At 43.9% G+C, this 18,211-nt stretch carries 16 protein-coding genes and 1 tRNA gene; 2 read left to right on the top strand and 15 right to left on the bottom strand.

Annotated elements, in window-relative coordinates:
• Window positions 1-74: 74 nt before the first annotated feature.
• The 9 genes from MHO82_RS21640 to leuS form a co-directional block, all read right to left on the bottom strand.
• The gene (locus MHO82_RS21640) at window positions 75-1,250 is read right to left on the bottom strand and encodes a serine hydrolase (RefSeq protein WP_239187758.1); all 1,176 of its coding nucleotides are present in this window, start codon (window positions 1,248-1,250) and stop codon (window positions 75-77) included.
• A 107-nt stretch (window positions 1,251-1,357) separates the two neighbouring features.
• Window positions 1,358-2,158, bottom strand: coding sequence for a septal ring lytic transglycosylase RlpA family protein (locus MHO82_RS21635; RefSeq protein WP_239187756.1), 801 nt, complete (start codon window positions 2,156-2,158; stop codon window positions 1,358-1,360).
• Window positions 2,159-2,160: 2 nt separating this feature from the next.
• On the bottom strand, window positions 2,161-3,282 hold the full coding sequence (mrdB, locus tag MHO82_RS21630; protein WP_239187754.1) for a peptidoglycan glycosyltransferase MrdB: 1,122 nt from the start codon (window positions 3,280-3,282) through the stop codon (window positions 2,161-2,163).
• On the bottom strand, window positions 3,279-5,165 hold the full coding sequence (gene mrdA / locus MHO82_RS21625) for a penicillin-binding protein 2 (protein WP_239187752.1): 1,887 nt from the start codon (window positions 5,163-5,165) through the stop codon (window positions 3,279-3,281). Before mrdA ends, mrdB begins: the two co-directional genes overlap by 4 nt.
• A 6-nt stretch (window positions 5,166-5,171) precedes the next feature.
• A complete protein-coding gene (gene rlmH, locus MHO82_RS21620; RefSeq protein ID WP_239187750.1) occupies window positions 5,172-5,642 on the bottom strand; it encodes a 23S rRNA (pseudouridine(1915)-N(3))-methyltransferase RlmH in 471 nt (156 codons plus the stop codon).
• 3 nt (window positions 5,643-5,645) lie between these two features.
• Window positions 5,646-5,963 carry a ribosome silencing factor gene (rsfS, locus tag MHO82_RS21615; protein ID WP_239187748.1) on the bottom strand — a complete coding sequence of 106 codons (318 nt, stop codon included), beginning with the start codon at window positions 5,961-5,963 and terminating at the stop codon, window positions 5,646-5,648.
• Window positions 5,964-6,064: 101 nt separating this feature from the next.
• Window positions 6,065-7,093, bottom strand: a complete 1,029-nt coding sequence (gene holA, locus MHO82_RS21610) for a DNA polymerase III subunit delta (protein WP_239187746.1) — start codon at window positions 7,091-7,093, stop codon at window positions 6,065-6,067.
• The gene (gene lptE, locus MHO82_RS21605; RefSeq protein WP_239187868.1) at window positions 7,093-7,680 is read right to left on the bottom strand and encodes an LPS assembly lipoprotein LptE; all 588 of its coding nucleotides are present in this window, start codon (window positions 7,678-7,680) and stop codon (window positions 7,093-7,095) included. The genes holA and lptE overlap by 1 nt, the downstream gene beginning before the upstream one ends.
• Before the next feature lie 114 nt (window positions 7,681-7,794).
• A complete protein-coding gene (gene leuS / locus MHO82_RS21600) occupies window positions 7,795-10,371 on the bottom strand; it encodes a leucine--tRNA ligase (RefSeq protein ID WP_239187744.1) in 2,577 nt (858 codons plus the stop codon).
• A gap of 139 nt (window positions 10,372-10,510) precedes the next feature.
• Between leuS and MHO82_RS21595 the strand changes: the two genes are divergently transcribed.
• A complete protein-coding gene (locus tag MHO82_RS21595; RefSeq protein ID WP_239187742.1) occupies window positions 10,511-10,993 on the top strand; it encodes a zinc ribbon-containing protein in 483 nt (160 codons plus the stop codon).
• 49 nt (window positions 10,994-11,042) lie between these two features.
• Here MHO82_RS21595 and lnt read toward each other — a convergent pair whose 3' ends face one another.
• The 5 genes from lnt to miaB form a co-directional block, all read right to left on the bottom strand.
• Entirely contained in the window at window positions 11,043-12,560 is a 1,518-nt protein-coding gene (lnt, locus tag MHO82_RS21590) for an apolipoprotein N-acyltransferase (RefSeq protein ID WP_239187740.1), read from the bottom strand.
• Window positions 12,561-12,563: 3 nt separating this feature from the next.
• On the bottom strand, window positions 12,564-13,436 hold the full coding sequence (gene corC, locus MHO82_RS21585; protein WP_239187738.1) for a CNNM family magnesium/cobalt transport protein CorC: 873 nt from the start codon (window positions 13,434-13,436) through the stop codon (window positions 12,564-12,566).
• A gap of 58 nt (window positions 13,437-13,494) precedes the next feature.
• Complete coding sequence (ybeY, locus tag MHO82_RS21580) at window positions 13,495-13,962, bottom strand: rRNA maturation RNase YbeY (RefSeq protein WP_239187735.1); 468 nt, start codon at window positions 13,960-13,962, stop codon at window positions 13,495-13,497.
• Window positions 13,963-15,048 carry a PhoH family protein gene (locus MHO82_RS21575; RefSeq protein ID WP_239187733.1) on the bottom strand — a complete coding sequence of 362 codons (1,086 nt, stop codon included), beginning with the start codon at window positions 15,046-15,048 and terminating at the stop codon, window positions 13,963-13,965. It lies immediately after the preceding gene.
• Between the two features lie 61 nt (window positions 15,049-15,109).
• On the bottom strand, window positions 15,110-16,534 hold the full coding sequence (miaB, locus tag MHO82_RS21570; RefSeq protein WP_239187731.1) for a tRNA (N6-isopentenyl adenosine(37)-C2)-methylthiotransferase MiaB: 1,425 nt from the start codon (window positions 16,532-16,534) through the stop codon (window positions 15,110-15,112).
• A 256-nt stretch (window positions 16,535-16,790) separates the two neighbouring features.
• On the opposite strand from miaB, the gene MHO82_RS21565 reads away from it, so the two are divergent.
• Window positions 16,791-17,951, top strand: coding sequence for a 2-octaprenyl-3-methyl-6-methoxy-1,4-benzoquinol hydroxylase (locus tag MHO82_RS21565; protein WP_239187729.1), 1,161 nt, complete (start codon window positions 16,791-16,793; stop codon window positions 17,949-17,951).
• Window positions 17,952-18,116: 165 nt separating this feature from the next.
• Here the strand turns inward: MHO82_RS21565 and MHO82_RS21560 are convergent.
• Window positions 18,117-18,201, bottom strand: a tRNA-Leu gene (locus MHO82_RS21560).
• Window positions 18,202-18,211 lie beyond the last annotated feature (10 nt).

Genomic DNA, 18,211 nt, shown 5'->3' with positions numbered 1-18,211 from the left:
GATTAGTGAACACAAGCTTTGAGGGGATCAAAAAAGGCGGTCAGAAACCGCCTTTTGTTTGTATTGGGTGTCTACTATCCTAACCAGCTTTTGAATAGCATAACCACATAGTCAATTAAACGACTGAATAAGCTGCCTTCTTTTACATCATTAAGAGCAAGCAGTGGGTATTCAGCAATGTCTTCACCGTCAACTTGGTAGAACAGTTTACCTACTACATCACCTTTACTGATCGGTGCTTGTAGCTCTTTTTCTAGTACAAAGTTAGCGGTTAGCTTTTTCGTTTGGCCGCGTGGTAGTGTTACAAACGTATCTTCAGCAACACCTAGAGAAATCTCATCGGTATCACCCATCCATACTTTCTCTTTTACGAAGGTATCGTTGGCTTTGTGTGGAGATAATGTTTCAAAAAAACGGAAGCCGTAATTAAGCAGCTTTTTGCTTTCTGCTTTACGTGAGTTAGCGTTTTTTGCTCCCATTACAACAGCAATTAGGCGCATTTTACCTTCAGTGGCTGAGCTTACTAAGCTGTAGCCTGCTTTGTCTGTATGGCCAGTTTTCATGCCATCGACATTCATGCTCTTGTCCCAAAGTAAACCGTTACGGTTGTATTGGGTAATATCATTGTAAGTGAATGATTTTTCAGAGTAGATGGCGTATTCATCTGGTACATCACGAATTAACGCTTGTCCCAGAATTGCCATGTCATATGGTGTTGTGTATAGATTATCGTTGTCTAAACCGTGAACGTTGGCAAAATGGGTTTTTGTCATGCCAATGGTTTTAGCCCAAGCGTTCATGAGATCAACGAAAGCATCTTCAGAGCCTGCAACATGTTCAGCCATAGCAACACAGGCATCGTTACCTGATTGGATAATGACACCTCGGTTTAGGTCGGCCACCTTAACGGTGGTGCCAACTTCAATGAACATCTTAGATGAGCCAGGGAAGTTTTTTGCCCACGCATTTTTACTAATAACCACATCGTCATCAAGTGAGATGTTACCACGTTCAAGTTCTTGGCCGATGACGTAGCTTGTCATCATTTTGGTTAAACTTGCTGGGTGAAGTTGTTTATCTATATTATTTTCAGCTAGGATTTTTCCTGAGTGGTAATCCATCAAAACGTAGCCTTTAGCGGCAATTTGAGGGGCATCAGGAACAACAGCCGGAGCTGCAGAGACGGAAGCAGTTGCTGCCATCAATGAAGAAAAGATCAGAGTCTTGAAGTATTTAACAGAATTTTTCATGATGATGTTTACTTGTACTCTTTTTTATATCGCGAAAACTGTGCCCATCATAGCAGATTGAAAAGATTGAGCTAGATGCGCATGACATTGTTTATCTATTAACAAGGTTATTTATCTGGTAACTGCCTTTTTTCTTGGCTGATAAATGCAGATCTGTATTGTGATGCTTTGACTTTATTAAGTAGTTCCATAGCTACATCACGATCGATAAATGGGCCTAGTCGAACACGCAGCACAGAATTAGCGGCTTTGATGTCGGTAGGGGCTGAGAACTTTTGACTCAAAGTTTGACTTAAAGTTCGCGCGGTGTCTGAATTTTTTACTGCTGCCATCTGAATGAAGTAGAGGTTTGGGTTAGCAGAGTACCATTCATTTGGATCGCTTGGCTTTTTTGTTGTGATGACTTCTATTTTTACATTGGCAGTGCCAGTTTTTATGACATCCAGCTTTTTGGCCGCAGAAAAACTCAGATCAATAATTCGGCCAGTATGAAAAGGGCCACGATCATTGATTCTAACGATCGCGGTTTTACCATTGTCTTTGTTGATCACTTTTACAAAGCTTGGTAGTGGCAAGGTTTTATGGGCCGCTGACATGGAGTACATGTCGTACACTTCACCGTTTGACGTTTTATGGCCATGGAACTTCTCACCATACCAAGAGGCAATACCTTCTTGTGTAAAGCCTTCTGGCTTTTCCACAATGGTGTAGTTAACCCCTCTGAGAGTGTAATCTTTGTTGCCAGCTAAGCTGTAGGCTTCATAGCGAGGCTGAGCATCTTCTAAGTGGTGCACCGAAATAGGAGTGTCTGGGGCAATATCGCTGTCAATTTGGTAGCGCTCAGTGGTCGGAGTGGAACCACACGCTGCTAAGAGCAGAGATATCGCAATAAAAAACAGATAACGCATTATTAATTAGCCTTAGAGAGCATTTTTCTATGGGTGTGAATCGACATTAGAATGCCAAATCCAGCCATCAAGGTGACCATGGATGTACCGCCATAGCTGACGAGTGGTAATGGTACGCCAACCACAGGTAAAATACCGCTTACCATTCCGATATTTACGAAAATATATACAAAAAAGCTGAGAACAATACTGCCAGCCATCATTCGGCCAAATGCAGTTTGGGCTCGACTGGCAAGAATGAGACCTCTAGCAATAATGAAAAGGTACAAGGCCAGTAAAGCCAGAACCCCAACGAGCCCCCATTCTTCAGCGATCACCGCAAAAATAAAGTCGGTGTGTCGTTCGGGTAAAAACTCAAGTTGTGACTGAGTACCCTGTAACCAGCCTTTTCCTAAAATACCGCCTGAGCCGATGGCTATCTTGGATTGGATGATGTGATAGCCTGCACCAAGAGGATCTGATTCTGGGTTAAACAGTGTCATGACTCGGGTTTTTTGGTATTCACGCATTAAGAAAAACCACAAGATGGGGATAAAGCCCCCCACAGCAATGGCTGCCATGAAAATGATTTTCCAACTGATCCCAGCAAGAAAGATCACAAAAATACCAGAGGCGGCGATCAAAATAGAGGTGCCTAAATCAGGCTGTTTTGCAATTAAAATGGTAGGAACAAACACCATAATAAGAGCAATAAACAGGGTTTTTAACTTTGGTGGGAGAGGCTGGTTACCAATAAAGCGAGCGACCATGAGTGGCACGGCGAGCTTTAAAAGTTCGGAAGGCTGGAAACGTACAAAGCCAAGATCGAGCCAGCGCTGAGCTCCTTTTGAGGTTTCTCCTACCAGTAATACGGCAACCAACAGTAAAACCCCCACGCAGTATAGGTAGGGTGCCCAACCTTCATACTGTCTGGGTGGGATTTGTGCCAAAATAAACATGACGCCAAGGGATAACACCATGCGCATGGCTTGTCGGTCCATCATCGCCATGCTTTTACCGCTGGCGCTGTACATGACCATTAAGGCAAATCCCATTAGTACTAGGATGCCCATGAGCAACGGAAGATCGATATGAATACGATCGAAAAAAGATTTTCTCTGCCCAGAGGTTTCAGCTATTTTCATTGCTTGTCCTTGGATTGTTCTTGCTTGTCTTTGAGCAGAATATGATCAAAGACTCTTCTTACGACTGGGCCACCATTCGATGAACCACCACCAGCATTTTCTAATACCATCGAGATAATGACTTGAGGATCTTCCACTGGAGCAAAGCCCGTAAATAAAGCGTGATCTCGTAAGTGCTCAGCAAGTTCTTCTGCGTTGTACTTTTCATTCTCTTTTAAGCCAAAGACTTGGGCAGTACCTGATTTCCCTGCTGATACGTAAGGCGTATTCATAAACGCGCGTCGGGCGGTTCCTTTTCTGCCATGGTTAACTAAACGCATGCCATCAATGGCCAGCTCCCAATATTTCTCATTGACCCCCATGATGGGTGGGTAAAGTTCAGGTTGAATTAGTTCTTGTTTTCCTTCGCTTTCTTCCATACTGCGAAGTAAATGAGGCGCAATGACTTGACCATGATTGACAAGCACTGAGGTAGCTTTTGCGATTTGCATTGGTGTTGCTGTCCAGTAACCTTGTCCGATGCCGACGGGAATGGTGTCTCCTTGATACCAAGGAGTACGGTGGCGGGACATTTTCCAGTCTCGGGTTGGCATGTTCGCTCGACTTTCTTCACGAATATCAATGCCAGTGTAATCACCAAAACCAAACTTCATCATCCAGCTTGAGAGGCGATCGATGCCCATATCAAAAGCAATTTGATAAAAGAAAGTATCGACAGATTCTTCAATGGATTGTTTTAAGTTAACTCGGCCGTGGCCCCAACGTTTCCAATCTCTAAATGGCTTGGTTTTTGAATTAGGCAGTTTCCAGTACCCAGGGTCATTACGAGTGGTATAGGGCGTGGCAACTCCTTCTTCCAATGCAGCAACGGCAATAAAGGGTTTAATGGTTGAGGCTGGTGGGTAAATGCCCAACGTGGCTCGGTTGACCAGTGGCCGATCATTGTCGTTGAGCAGGTCTTTATAAGCTTTACTTGAGATTCCGTGTACAAATAGGTTTGGATCGTAACTCGGGCTAGACACCATGGCGAGGACACCATTGTCTTTTGGATCGAGAATAACGGCTGCACCACGTCGATTATCGAGCAGCTTAGTGACATACAGTTGCAGCTCAATATCTAGGTTTAAGGTGATGTCTTTGCCTGGAATCGGTGGTACGTATTTTAAAGTACGGATCACTCGTCCACGGTTGTTGACTTCCACCTCTTGATAGCCTGCTGTGCCATGAAGCAAATCTTCATAGAAGCGTTCAATACCAAGCTTACCAATGTCGCGAGTTGCTTGATAATTAGCGGATTTTTCTTCACGGGCAAGACGCTGAAGATCGCGGTCATTAATTTTAGCAACGTAGCCTAATACATGAGTTAAGGCGGAGTTGTAAGGGTAATAACGCTTTAAGTAGGCTTTAACTTCAACGCCTGGAAATTTGTATTGATTAACGGAAAAAGCGGCGACTTGTTCTTGGGTCAGCTGAGTAAGAAGAGGAACAGATTTGAAGCGTCGAGTTCTACGTCTCTCTCTTTGAAAGCTCTCAACATTTGCGTCAGTGATCGGTAATATGTCCTTAAGACGAAGGATCGTATCATCGAGTTTTTTTACTTTTTCAGGGGTGATTTCTAAATTGAAAACAGGGCGGTTTTCAGCCAGTAATACGCCATTGCGATCGTAGATTAAACCGCGGTTTGGCGCGATAGGAACCACCTTGATGCGGTTGTCGTTCGAGCGGGTTTTATAGTCTTGAAAGTTATTAATTTGAAGATTGTAAAGGTTAACAATCAATATGCTAACCAATACGATAATACCTGCAAAAGAGACTATAGCGCGCCGAGCGAACAGTCTAGACTCCGCATTATAATCACGGATTTGGGTACGCTTGTGTCTCATTGCGGTTTATTCTCTGTGGTACGGGTGGTTGGCGGTAATACTCCATGCTCGATATAAGCTCTCAGCCATCACAACACGAACCAGAGGGTGAGGTAGCGTGAGTGGCGACAAAGACCAACTCTGCTCTGCTGCTGCTTTACAGGCTGGTGCTAACCCTTCTGGGCCACCAATTAAAATGGATACGTCACGTGCATCTAACTTCCAACTTTCCAGTTGCTGAGCCAGTTGTTCGGTATCCCAGCGCTTACCTGGAATATCCAGCGTCACAATACGGTTACCTTTAGGCACCGCCGCCAGCATGGCTTCCCCTTCTTTTTGAAGAATACGAGCAATATCGGCATTCTTGCCGCGCTTACCCGCAGGGATTTCGATCAGTTCTAGTGGCATGTCTTTTGGAAAGCGACGGCTATATTCTTTATAGCCTTCTTCAATCCATTTCGGCATCTTGTTACCAACGGCGATGAGCTGTAATTTCACGCGTTAGCTCCACAGTTTTTCAAGCTGGTACAGTTCTCGGTATTCTTCCTGCATAACATGGACCATGACATCCCCCATATCGAGTACAACCCATTCACCTTCGGCTTCACCGTTAATGCCGTAAGGTTCAATGCCCGCTTCTTTAGATTCACTTGCTACGTTTTCTGCAATAGAAGCGACGTGTCGTTTGGAATTACCAGTACAAACAATCATGTAATCAGTAATGCTGGATTTATCACGTACATCGACAGTAACAATATCTTCTGCTTTCATGTCATCGACTTTGTCGATCAGGAAATCATGTAATTCTTGCTGTTGCAAAGTATTCACCTTTGAATCGTTTTGGTTAAGGAGTACGTACCCCTTTTCCTTATGTAGCTAATCAGTATATCACGGCAGTTCTGGTGTGAGGCAAGCTTGGATCAGTGTGTTGGCAGCGTTAATGGTTGAATACTGCACATATCAATACCCAATAGCGTCAACATTGGCCAGCCTTGGCTGTCAAAGTCAGTTTTTGAACTGATTTCAATCTGGCTGAGTTGACCTATTAATTGTCTGACTCTGTGAATGGACAATCGTTGCAGAGCTAATGTGTATATTTCTCGCTTGTTTTGCCAAATTCGATGCTTATCAAACACTTGGTGGTAACGTTGACCTTGATGTAATTCCTCATGCATTTTATAAAGAAGCATCAGTTCTTTTTGAATGGTTCTTAACAAGATGATGATTTCAGTACCTTCGGAGTTTAACTGGCGCAAAATGCGTTGCACTCGTTTGGCTTGGCCTGCAAGCAAGGCATCCACCAATTGGAAAGGTGTGAAGTGGTTATTACGGCTGAGTGCCTCTTCAATTCGAATTAGTGTCAGTTTGCCATCGGGGTAAAGTAAAGAGAGTTTTTCTAGACTTTGAGCCAGAGCCAATAGATTACCTTCGTGCCATTGCGCTAACATTTGTACCGCTTCTGGATCTGGAGATAACTTGAGCTGAGCACAGCGCATTTGCACAAAGTGAGGCAAACGTTGATTATCGGGTGTATTACAGGGCACGTATAGCCCTTGCTGTGTAAGCAACTTAAACCATTGAGTATTCTCTTGAGCCTTATTTAAGCGAGGTCCTATCAGAATGAGCAGAACATCACTGTGCAGCATGGGTTGCAGCTGTTTAAGCTGATTAATATGCGTGGTAGATAAACCAGTATCAGGGACATCTAGTTCAATAATCTGGCGAGAGGAAAATAAGCTCAGTGCTTGGCAACAGTCAAAGACTAAGTTCCAGTCAAGCTGGTTGTCGATCGTGAAGCGATGCTTTTCGTCAAAGCCAGCATTACCGGCTGCCTGACGAATTTGATCGTGAGTCTCTTGCTTTAACAGTGGTTCATTACCACAAAGAAGGTAAGTTTGGTGCAACCCTTTATTCAGTTGTTGCACCAATTGTTCGGGAAATACACGCATTATTGAGCTGAAGTATCTATATTTTGGCCAGCTTTTGCATCATCAACAGTTTCAGTGGTGATGTTAAAGTCGTTGTTTTCTTCTTCTAAAGGGGCTTTTAGGCGAGCCATTTGACGAAGAATTTGACGGGCAGCTTGCTCACGCATTTCACTGGTGATGAGATCCCTTTCTACTGACTTTGCTAGTGCTGTTAACGGGTTATCTAGGTAGCTACGGTTTACCGATGTTGTATAAGTTTGATTTTCTTTCTCTGGAACAACCACTCGGTACCTTGCTGTATACGTTAACTCATATTCCGCAGCACGACTGTTTTGGTATAAAGATAACGTTTGTGAGCTAGTACTTTCACTGATTAAGTGGAGGTTAGGTGTGGTTGGAGAGGGAGGCACTTCATTAATTCCATGAAGGCGAAATTGGTCGCGCACATCACGGGTAAGATCACCGTATTGGTCAAAGCTTGTTAAAGAAAGCTCGGTAAGTTCTTCGGGAAGAAGGTAGTTACCGCGTAGGTGGAATCCGCAAGAAGCGGTTGTCATGATAACAGCCGCAACAAGCAGGGTTCGGAGTGCTGTTTTAATGGAAAACATGCTGTTCACCGAGTCTGCTCCTTTTGATTAGGTCGATATTTTTATGCGTTTGAGGGTGAAAAAATAGGGCTCATGCATGATAAGCCCTACTGTGTGTTTGCTCAATGCACTAAATTAGTTCGCTACAATGTTGAGTAGTTTACCTGGAACGTAAATCACTTTACGGATTGTTTTGCCGTCTGTGAATTTAGTTACGTTTTCATCAGAAAGACCAAGCTCTTCAACTTGCTCTTTTGATGCGTCAGCAGCCACAGTCAGTTTGGCACGAAGTTTACCGTTCACCTGAACAATGATCAGCTTCTCGTCTTCAACCAGTGCTTTTTCGTCAACCGTAGGCCAGTCAGCGCTATCTACGTTAGTACCGCCTAGCGCTTCCCACATTTCAAAACTTGCATGAGGAGTCATCGGGTACAGCATAGTCACAACAGCTTTTAACGCTTCATCAAGAATTGCACGATCTTGTACTGATTCTTGAGGTGCTTTCGCTAGCTTGTTCATCAGTTCCATGATAGCCGCGATTGCGGTGTTGAACGTTTGGCGACGACCAATATCGTCCGTTACTTTCGCGATAGTCTTGTGGATATCACGACGCAGCGCTTTTTGGTCACCAGACAGAGCAGAAGCATCAACAGATTCAGCAGCACCTTTAGAAGAGTGAGTATGAACCAGTTTCCAAACACGCTTAAGGAAACGGTTAGCTCCTTCAACACCAGACTCTTGCCATTCAAGAGTCATGTCTGCTGGAGACGCGAACATCATGAATAGACGTACTGTGTCAGCGCCGTACTTGTCTACCATTTCTTGTGGATCGATACCATTGTTCTTCGACTTAGACATTTTGATCATGCCTGAGTGGGTAACGTCACGGCCTTGGTTGTCTGTTGCTGAAGCTATACGACCTTTTGCGTCACGCTCTAGAGTCACATCAGACGGAGCGATCCACTCTTTTGTGCCTTTGTCGTTAGTGTGGAAGAACGCATCAGACAGTACCATGCCTTGACATAGAAGCTGTTTGAATGGCTCGTCAGATGTTACGTAGCCAGCATCACGAAGCAGTTTGTGGAAGAAGCGAGAGTACAATAAGTGCATACATGCATGCTCAATACCACCAACGTATTGGTCTACAGGTAGCCAGTAGTTTGCTTTTTCTGGATCTAGGATGTCATCTGCTTGTGGTGAACAGTAACGTGCGTAGTACCAAGATGATTCCATGAAAGTATCAAACGTATCGGTTTCACGTAGAGCTGGTTCGCCATTAAATGTGGTCTTCGCCCACTCTTTGTCAGCTTTGATTGGACTAGTCACGCCATCCATTACTACATCTTCAGGAAGAATAACAGGCAGTTGATCCGCTGGTACTGGGTGAACTTCACCGTCTTCCGTCGTTACCATTGGAATAGGTGCGCCCCAGTAGCGCTGACGAGATACACCCCAGTCACGTAGACGGAAGTTTACTGTCTTCTTACCTTTACCTTCTGCTTCTAGCTTCGCAGCGATTGCGTCGAATGCCTCTTGGAAAGCAAGGCCATCAAATTCACCAGAATCGAACAGTACACCTTTCTCAGTGTAAGCCGCTTCAGAAATATCTAACTCAGAACCGTCTTCTGGCTTGATTACTGGAATGATATCGATGCCGTACTTCGTTGCGAACTCGTAGTCACGTTGATCGTGAGCAGGAACCGCCATTACCGCACCTGTGCCGTAATCCATAAGAACGAAGTTTGCTACGTAAACAGGAACAACACGACCGTTAAGAGGGTGGATAGCCGTTAAGCCAGTATCCATGCCTTTCTTTTCCATCGTTGCTAGTTCTGCTTCAGCAACTTTAGTGTTACGACATTCCTCAACGAATGCAGCAAGCTCTGGGTTGTTCTTTGAGGCTTTCTCTGCAAGTGGGTGACCTGCGGCGATACCAACGTAAGAAACACCCATTAGCGTGTCAGGGCGAGTTGTGTACACTTCTAATGGAGCGTCTTCACCATTAACAGCAAAAGACAGCTCAACACCTTCAGAGCGGCCAATCCAGTTGCGCTGCATGGTCTTAACCATTTCAGGCCAACCGTCTAGGTTGTCTAGATCGTCTAGAAGCTCTTGAGCGTATTCAGTGATTTTAATGAACCACTGTGGGATTTCTTTTTGTTCAACAGGTGTGTCACAGCGCCAGCAGCAGCCATCTTCAACCTGCTCATTAGCCAGAACGGTTTGGTCGTTTGGACACCAGTTTACAGAAGAGGTTTTTTTGTACACTAAACCTTTGTTGTACAGTTTAGTGAAGAACTCTTGCTCCCAGCGGTAGTACTCAGGAGTACAAGTTGCGAATTCACGATTCCAGTCGTAGCCAAAACCAAGTAATTTTAATTGGTTTTTCATGTACTCAATGTTTTCGTAAGTCCATGGTGCTGGTGCAGTGTTGTTTTTTACTGCTGCGTTTTCTGCAGGTAAACCAAATGCATCCCAACCGATTGGTTGCATTACATTTTTACCTTGCAGACGCTGGTAACGAGAGATCACATCACCGATGGTGTAGTTACGAACGTGTCCCATGTGCAGTCGGCCACTTGGGTATGGGAACATGGAGAGACAGTAGAATTTTTCTTTGTTTGAGTCTTCACTAACAATAAAGGTTTTATTGTCGTCCCAATGTTTTTGAACTTTTTGTTCAATATCCTGCGGATTGTATTGTTCTTGCATCGATGATACCCGGCTGTGTAGTAGATCCAGAGACTTTTCACTCTAGATTTGTGAGATCGGTTAGATCAGATAGTAATTGATCCGCATAGAATAACCAAAGGGAAGAGACTCAACAATAGAGAATATTAGGAGGTCGCCTATGTCTAAGCAAAAAGAGGGTTATGAAGCCCTATTTGAGCAAGTAACTGAGAACTTAAAGCACAGCCCTGATGAAGTGAAAAACTGGGTTGAAACATCGGAAAACTATTTAGATGCTGCTAGTGACATGACTAAAGATGAGTGGGCATTGATTGCGGTGTACCTAAAGCGCGATCTCAAAGAGTTTTCTGATAATTATGAGCAGAGTAAAGAAACTTTTCCTGATAGCCCATTTTATCGCTTGATTGCCGATTCTATTTGGCAGGGCTTAGCTGAGATCACGGATAAAACTCGTATTGAATGGTTTGAAACGTTTGAAGAGTTAGATCATCAAGGGATTTTTCAGGCAGGAGAAGTGATTGGCCTTGGCATATTAGAGTGTGAAAAGTGCGCGAATAAAACAGAGTATAATCATGCTTGCATTATTACGCCTTGCACGAAATGCGGGCATGATCAGTTTACTCGCCAGTCTTTGCGTCCATAAAAAGAAACAGAAGAGGTGGTGTGCCTCTTCTGTTTAGTTAGCGATAAAACTACTGCTTTGTTCTTTGTCGAACGATGGCCACTACTAGGCCAAGAATTGCAAAGATATACAGTGGCCAAGACCCGTATTGTCGGTAGGGCGTCATGCCGTTGGTTGGGGTCACGCTACCACGTAAAACCGCCGTTTCAAATTGTGGTATCTGTGCCGTGATTTTTCCGAAATGGTCGGTGATGGCGGTCACCCCATTATTGGTAGAACGGATCAAAGGCTTACCAAGCTCCAGTGCACGCATTTGAGCTATCTCCATATGCTGTAGCGGCCCGATGGAGTCACCAAACCAAGCGTCGTTAGAGAGAGTCAAAATAAAGTCCGTTTGCTCGTTAATGCTTTGACGTACTTGTTCACTAAAGGCGACTTCATAACATAATGCAGGTGCAAGCTGCGTATTATTGGCATCTAAATTAGGTTGAACAAAGTCACCACGGCTAAATGAAGACATGGGCAGATTAAACAGTGGTGCTAGTGGGCGAAGCAGATCTTCAAAAGGGACAAATTCACCAAACGGCAGTAAGTGGTGTTTACTGTAGCGACTTTTGTCTTGATACAGGTATTCACCATCTTGGTTGATACCAAGAGCAATAATGTTATTGAAATACTCGCCATTGTCTTTTTGATCTATGATGCCTGTAATAATGGCTGAATTGTTCATTCGTGCGGCATTATCAAGGTTATTCAAAAAGCTTGGGATTTCGTCTTCAAGGGCTGGAATTGCTGCTTCTGGCCAAATGATTAAGTCTGCATCCCAGTTCTCACGGCTTAAATCCGTGTATTTCATGATGGTTGGCCAGCGCTGACTTGGAATCCACTTTAATTCTTGAGGAATGTTGCCTTGAATGAGAGCGAATTCTGTTGTGCGCTCTTTAATTGGGGTTACCCAAGTTTGTGACATTAAGCCCCAGTTTGAGAGGGCGATAACGATGGGAAGCATTAAAGGCAAACGCTGCTTTGTGAGAAGCGTGAGGGCAACAGAGCCAGCACTTAGCACCATCATCAGTGTTATGCCTTCAACACCTAATACTGGGCCAAAAGCTGCAAGGGGACTATTAATTTGGCTGTACCCCAGCCATAGCCACGGAAAGCCCGTGAATAACCAGCCGCGAAGCCAATCAATAACTAGCCATAAAATAGGCGCAGCCAAGACTAGGCGTGAATACGATGCTGTGGGGAAGAAGCGGTTAAGCAATCCTGCAAATAGGGCTGGAAACAGTGAAAGGTAGCTTATTAAGGACAGCATTAAGAATAAGCCAGCAACTTTAGGCATGCCACCAAAGTTGTCAATGCTAACGTGTACCCAGCTTACTCCGCTACCAAATAGACCTAAGCCCCAAGCAAAGCCAATGTATGCGGCTTTTTTTGTGCTTTGTTTATTAAGCAGTAGAAAAAATAATAGGGGAGAAATAATGGCAAGAGGCCAAATACTAAATGGAGCAAAAGCCAGTGTTGTGCTTGCTCCAACAAAAGCGGCCAATAAAGGCCGCTTGAAAGTCAATAATTTAGAATGGTTCATTAATTATGTAGTCGCAGATACAGGAACATTTTGATCAGGGACGGTGACTTGTAGTTGCACTACCCGACGATTGTCTGCTGCGGTTACCTTAAAGCTATAGCCTTCGATTTCAACGGTTTCACCTCGGCTTGGTAAGTGGCCAAAGCTGGTCATTACCATTCCGCCTACTGTGTCGACTTCATCATCACTGAAGCGAGTCGAGAACGTTTCATTAAACTCTTCAATGGTGGTCAGTGCTTTCACAGCAAAGGTGTGTTTACTGAGCTGACGAATATCTTCTTCTTCTTCGTCATCGAATTCATCTTCAATTTCCCCAACAATTTGTTCGAGAATATCTTCAATGGTGATTAAGCCAGAGACACCGCCAAACTCATCAACCACAATGGCCATGTGATAGCGCTCTTCTCTGAATTCTTTTAGAAGTTTGTCGACACGCTTGCTTTCTGGAACAACCACAGCAGGACGTATGACTTCTTCTATATCGAATGGTTCACTATTGGAGCCTAAATACCGGATTAAGTCCTTCGCTAGTAGAATGCCTTCCACATGGTCTTTGTCTTCGCTAATTACTGGGTAGCGAGAGTGAGAAGCATCAATAATGATGTCAATCAGCGCATCCAGCTCTTGTGAGCGTTCGACTGTAACCATTTGCGAGCGAGGGATCATGATGTCTCTTACTCGCATTTCGGCGATTGCCATAACACCTTCAAGCATGTCGCGGGTGTCGTGGTTAATCAGGTCATTTTCTTCTGAGTCTCTAAAAACATCCACCAACTCTTGGCGGTCTTTAGGGTCTCCTTGAAATAGTTGACCTAGGCGTTCAAAGAAGGACTTTCTACTCGGACCTTCAGAATTTTGAGAATTATCGTCGTTCATCGTTTTCTATATTAAATGATTGAAATCAAACTATTGGCTATGAGCGAAATAGCTTGTATTAGTATGCTTTGTCATCCGCATATGGGTCTGGAAAGTCCATGCCCATCATGATTTCGGTTTCCAAAGCTTCCATCTCTTCTGCTTCAGCATCATCGATATGATCATAACCTAGCAGATGGAGACTTCCATGTACAACCATATGAGCCCAATGTGCTAATAAGGTTTTATTTTGCTCTTTAGCTTCTTGCTCTACTACTTGTCGGCAAATAATTAAATCACCTAGTAAATCGAGCTCAATGCCTGGTGGTGCTTCAAATGGAAAAGACAACACGTTGGTTGGCTTATCTTTACCACGGTATTCATTGTTTAGCTGGTGGCTTTCTTCGACATCGACAATACGAACCGTCACTTCTGCTTGCGGCTGAAACTGTGTAATGGTTGTATTTAGCCAGTGTTGAAATTGTTGCTCAGTTGGTAAGCCTTCAGTGCTTTCGCTTACCAGCTGTAAATCGAGCTCGATACTCATTTATTTACCTTCATTACTTTCGACTACATTAGACTGCAAAAGTTTTGCTTCTTGTTGCTCTCGTCGACGTTGTTCTGCTAATTTTTTCTCTTTTTGATCTTTTACTTCCCATTTCTCATAGGCATTCACGATTCGTGCAACCACCGGGTGGCGAACAACATCGTCAGCAATGAAGAAATTAAAGCTGATTTCATCCACCTCAGACAGCACTTCAATGGCATGACGTAAGCCTGATTTCGTATGACGAGGTAAATCTATTTGGGTTACGTCCCCGGTGATCACTGCTCGTGAGTTAAAGCCAATCCGAGTGAGGAACATTTTCATTTGTTCAACCGTGGTGTTTTGGCTTTCATCCAGAATAATAAATGCATCATTTAATGTTCGGCCACGCATATAGGCAAGTGGGGCCACTTCAATCACATTACGTTCAATCAGCTTTTCAACACGTTCAAAGCCCAGCATTTCAAATAGAGCATCGTAAAGAGGACGTAAATACGGGTCGACTTTTTGGCTTAAATCACCAGGTAGGAAACCTAACTTTTCACCGGCCTCAACGGCTGGGCGAGTCAGTAAAATGCGACGAATTTCTTGGCGCTCTAAGGCATCTACAGCGGCCGCAACAGCAAGGTATGTTTTACCAGTACCCGCTGGACCAATACCAAAGCTAATATCATGAGTGACCATGTTGGAGACGTACTGAGCTTGGTTTTCAGTACGGGGCTTGATGACGCCCTTTTTGGTTTTGATAAAAATTTCTTTACCGTAACCAATCGTGCTGCTGTCGTGGTTTTGCTCTAGTACACCAGATTCTTTGATAGCAAGGTGAACTTGTTCAGGCTCAAGATCTGGGAACTGATTTTTTACTGGCGCGGTTTCAACATACAGTCTTTTTAAAATATCGGCAGCTGCAGATACAGTATGAGGTTTGCCAACAACACTGAACTTATTATCTCGGTGGTTAATCTCAACACCTAAACGGCGTTCAAGGAGTTTAATGTTGTCATCGAAAGGGCCACAAAGGGTAGAAAGGCGACGATTATCTGCGGGTTCGAGAGTAACGTCTAATGTTGTGATTTTTGTGCTCAAGGGTGCCTCACAGTATTGCCGCCTGTGGAAATAAACCACAAGCGGCATAGGTTATTGAGCGTTAAGGTGTAAAGGTAGCTACACCTAGCTCATCTTCTTTTCGAGTTTTCTCAATAACTTCAGCAGGCGACATCGCCACACGCAGGTTCATTTCTGCTTCTGTGCGGATCAGTTCACCACGAAGTGAATTAGGGAAAACTTCCGTAATTTTCACATCAACAAATTGACCAATAAGATCCGCTGAGCCTTCGAAGTTAACGACACGGCTATTTTCAGTACGGCCTCGAAGTTCCATTAGGTTTTTCTTCGATGGGCCTTCAACAAGAATACGTTGCTCAGTATCTAGCATTTGACGAGAGTAGCGCATTGCTTGCGAGTTTACTTGTTGCTGTAGCTCAGATAGACGATCTTTCTTCACTTGCTCTGGCAAATCACATGGGTAATCCGCTGCTGGCGTACCAGGGCGTGCTGAGAAGATAAAGCTAAAGCTCATATCAAAATCAACGTCGCGGATTAATTTCATCGTTGCTTGGAAGTCTTGATCAGATTCACCAGGGAATGCAACAATAAAGTCTGAACTGATTTGAATATCAGGACGTGCTTTACGCAGTTTACGAATAATCGACTTATATTCGATGGCCGTGTGCGGGCGCTTCATCATGGTTAGAATACGGTCTGAACCACTTTGCACTGGTAAGTGAAGGAAGCTAACTAATTCTGGAGTGTCTTCATAAACCGCAACGATGTCATCAGTAAACTCCAGTGGGTGACTGGTTGTAAAACGAATACGGTCGATACCGTCAATCGCTGCAACTAGGCGTAATAATTCTGCAAAAGTACAGATGTCGCCGTCGTGCATGTCGCCACGATATGCGTTTACGTTCTGACCAAGAAGATTTACTTCACGTACGCCTTGCTCTGCAAGTTGAGCAACTTCAAATAGTACATCATCCATTGGGCGACTCACTTCTTCACCACGAGTGTATGGTACTACGCAGTAAGTACAGTATTTAGAGCAGCCTTCCATGATGGATACGAATGCGGTAGGGCCTTCAGCACGTGGCTCAGGTAGGCGATCAAATTTTTCAATCTCAGGGAAAGAGATATCCATGATCGGCGCATCATCGTTTTGCGATTGCTTGATCATTTCAGGCAAGCGGTGCAAGGTTTGCGGGCCAAAAATTACATCAACGTAAGGAGCACGTTGGCGAATGTGAGCACCTTCTTGGGTTGCCACACAGCCACCAACACCGATTACAAGGCCTGGCTTCTTATCTTTTAAGTTTTTCCAACGGCCTAGCTGGTGGAATACTTTTTCTTGTGCTTTTTCACGGATCGAACAGGTGTTAAGCAGCAGAACATCTGCTTCCTCTGGTTCTTCCGTTAGCTCATAACCATTTGCGGCATTAAGCAGATCGGCCATTTTAGATGAATCGTATTCGTTCATCTGGCAGCCCCAGGTTCTAATTAGCAGTTTCTTAGCCATTTAACTCTTCGCTCGTAATTTAAAATTGGTTCTGTCTAACATGCTTTATCATTTAATAGAGTTGTTGTCAGAACTATAAATGATAGCAAGCCGCGTATTGTACTGCTTTCAAGCGTATCTGACTAGTTGTTCACCACCACGAATATTATGTGGTTTTTCTGAATTTGGCGAACTCGATATCGCAATAATTTACAGTCGGAGTAAACTACAAGGCAGAATGATTCGTAAAACAACGAGATAGTATTACAGGCGAAATATGGAACAGTTTGATATTGTGATTATTGGTGGTGGCATGGTTGGTGCAGCTGCTGCGATTGGTTTTGCCAAACAAGGAAAAAGCGTTGCGGTTGTTGAAGGCCATGCTCCAGTTGATTATGACGTTAATCAAGCTATGGATTTGCGTGTCTCAGCCATTTCTCAAGCATCAGTAAATTTGTTACAAAGTTTAGGCGCATGGTCAGAGATTGAAGCGATGAGAGTATGCCCATATCGCCGTTTGGAAACGTGGGAGCATCCTGAATGTCGGACGCGCTTTCATTCCGACGCATTGGATATGCAGCAGTTGGGTTTTATTGTTGAAAATCGTTTGATTCAACTGGGGCTGTGGAAGCAGTTTGAGCAATTTCCTAATCTATCTTTGTTTTGTCCTTCTCGTCTTAAAAGGATTAATTTGGGTCATGGATATAATGTTGTTGAGTTGGATGATGGCCAAAAGCTAAAAGCTAGTTGGGTCGTTGGAGCCGATGGGGCGAACTCTCAAGTTCGTCAGCAAGCAGGAATAGGCATTACCGCTTGGGATTATCGTCAGCATTGTATGTTGATTAATATTACAACGGAATCCGAACAACAAGATATAACATGGCAGTGGTTTACCCCGACTGGACCACGATCTTTTCTTCCATTAACGGGGAAAAAAGGATCATTAGTGTGGTACGACAGTCCTGAGCGAATTAAGCAGTTAAGCCAAATGAGCAAAGGGCAGTTGCATGATGAGATCCAGAGTTATTTTCCTGATGAGTTAGGAGAATTTTCAGTCGAACAGTGGGGCAGTTTTCCTTTAACCCGCCGCCACGCACAACAGTATTTTTCTCATCGCTGCATTTTATTAGGGGATGCTGCTCATACTATTAACCCATTAGCGGGTCAGGGGGTTAACCTAGGCTTTAAAGACGTGAGTGCATTGTTAGATATTGTTGCAGATAAAGGCAGTGAATGGGCCTTAGAAGCGTCATTGGTTGAGTATCAGCGTGCAAGAAGAAAAGATAATTTATTGATGCAGTCAGGAATGGATTTTTTCTATACCACGTTCAGTAATGACATTTTACCGTTAAAGATAATGCGAAACGCTGCGCTGAAATTGGCAGAGTCATCTGGTCCGCTAAAACATCAAGTACTGAAGTATGCGATGGGGTTATAATTAACCGGAAATATTCATAAATGAATAAGGTCACTTCGGTGGCCTTTTTTATATTTCAAGGAAAATGGGAAAACAGCAGATTAAAGAGGTGATAAGGTTTATGGTTATATTGAATGGTGTGAATAGCAGATAAAAGAAAACCCACTAAAGAGTGGGTTTCTAATATGGTGCGGAAGGAGAGACTTGAACTCTCACACCTTGCGGCGCCAGAACCTAAATCTGGTGCGTCTACCAATTCCGCCACTTCCGCATTTGTTTCG

Source organism: Vibrio sp. Of7-15 (genome assembly GCF_022347565.1).
Taxonomy (GTDB): domain Bacteria; phylum Pseudomonadota; class Gammaproteobacteria; order Enterobacterales; family Vibrionaceae; genus NORP241.
The sequence above is the reverse complement of the archived record's forward strand: the minus strand, read 5'-3'. Positions and strand labels throughout refer to the sequence as shown.

Coding starts and splice junctions, on each gene's coding strand:
- mrdB (WP_239187754.1), bottom strand. CDS start 3,282: ATGAAAATAGCTGAAACCTCTGGGCAGAGAAAATCTTTTTTCGATCGT.
- corC (WP_239187738.1), bottom strand. CDS start 13,436: ATGAACGACGATAATTCTCAAAATTCTGAAGGTCCGAGTAGAAAGTCC.
- ybeY (WP_239187735.1), bottom strand. CDS start 13,962: ATGAGTATCGAGCTCGATTTACAGCTGGTAAGCGAAAGCACTGAAGGC.
- lnt (WP_239187740.1), bottom strand. CDS start 12,560: ATGAACCATTCTAAATTATTGACTTTCAAGCGGCCTTTATTGGCCGCT.
- MHO82_RS21635 (WP_239187756.1), bottom strand. CDS start 2,158: ATGCGTTATCTGTTTTTTATTGCGATATCTCTGCTCTTAGCAGCGTGT.
- lptE (WP_239187868.1), bottom strand. CDS start 7,680: ATGTTTTCCATTAAAACAGCACTCCGAACCCTGCTTGTTGCGGCTGTT.
- miaB (WP_239187731.1), bottom strand. CDS start 16,534: ATGGCTAAGAAACTGCTAATTAGAACCTGGGGCTGCCAGATGAACGAA.
- mrdA (WP_239187752.1), bottom strand. CDS start 5,165: ATGAGACACAAGCGTACCCAAATCCGTGATTATAATGCGGAGTCTAGA.
- leuS (WP_239187744.1), bottom strand. CDS start 10,371: ATGCAAGAACAATACAATCCGCAGGATATTGAACAAAAAGTTCAAAAA.
- MHO82_RS21640 (WP_239187758.1), bottom strand. CDS start 1,250: ATGAAAAATTCTGTTAAATACTTCAAGACTCTGATCTTTTCTTCATTG.
- holA (WP_239187746.1), bottom strand. CDS start 7,093: ATGCGTGTATTTCCCGAACAATTGGTGCAACAACTGAATAAAGGGTTG.
- MHO82_RS21565 (WP_239187729.1), top strand. CDS start 16,791: ATGGAACAGTTTGATATTGTGATTATTGGTGGTGGCATGGTTGGTGCA.
- MHO82_RS21595 (WP_239187742.1), top strand. CDS start 10,511: ATGTCTAAGCAAAAAGAGGGTTATGAAGCCCTATTTGAGCAAGTAACT.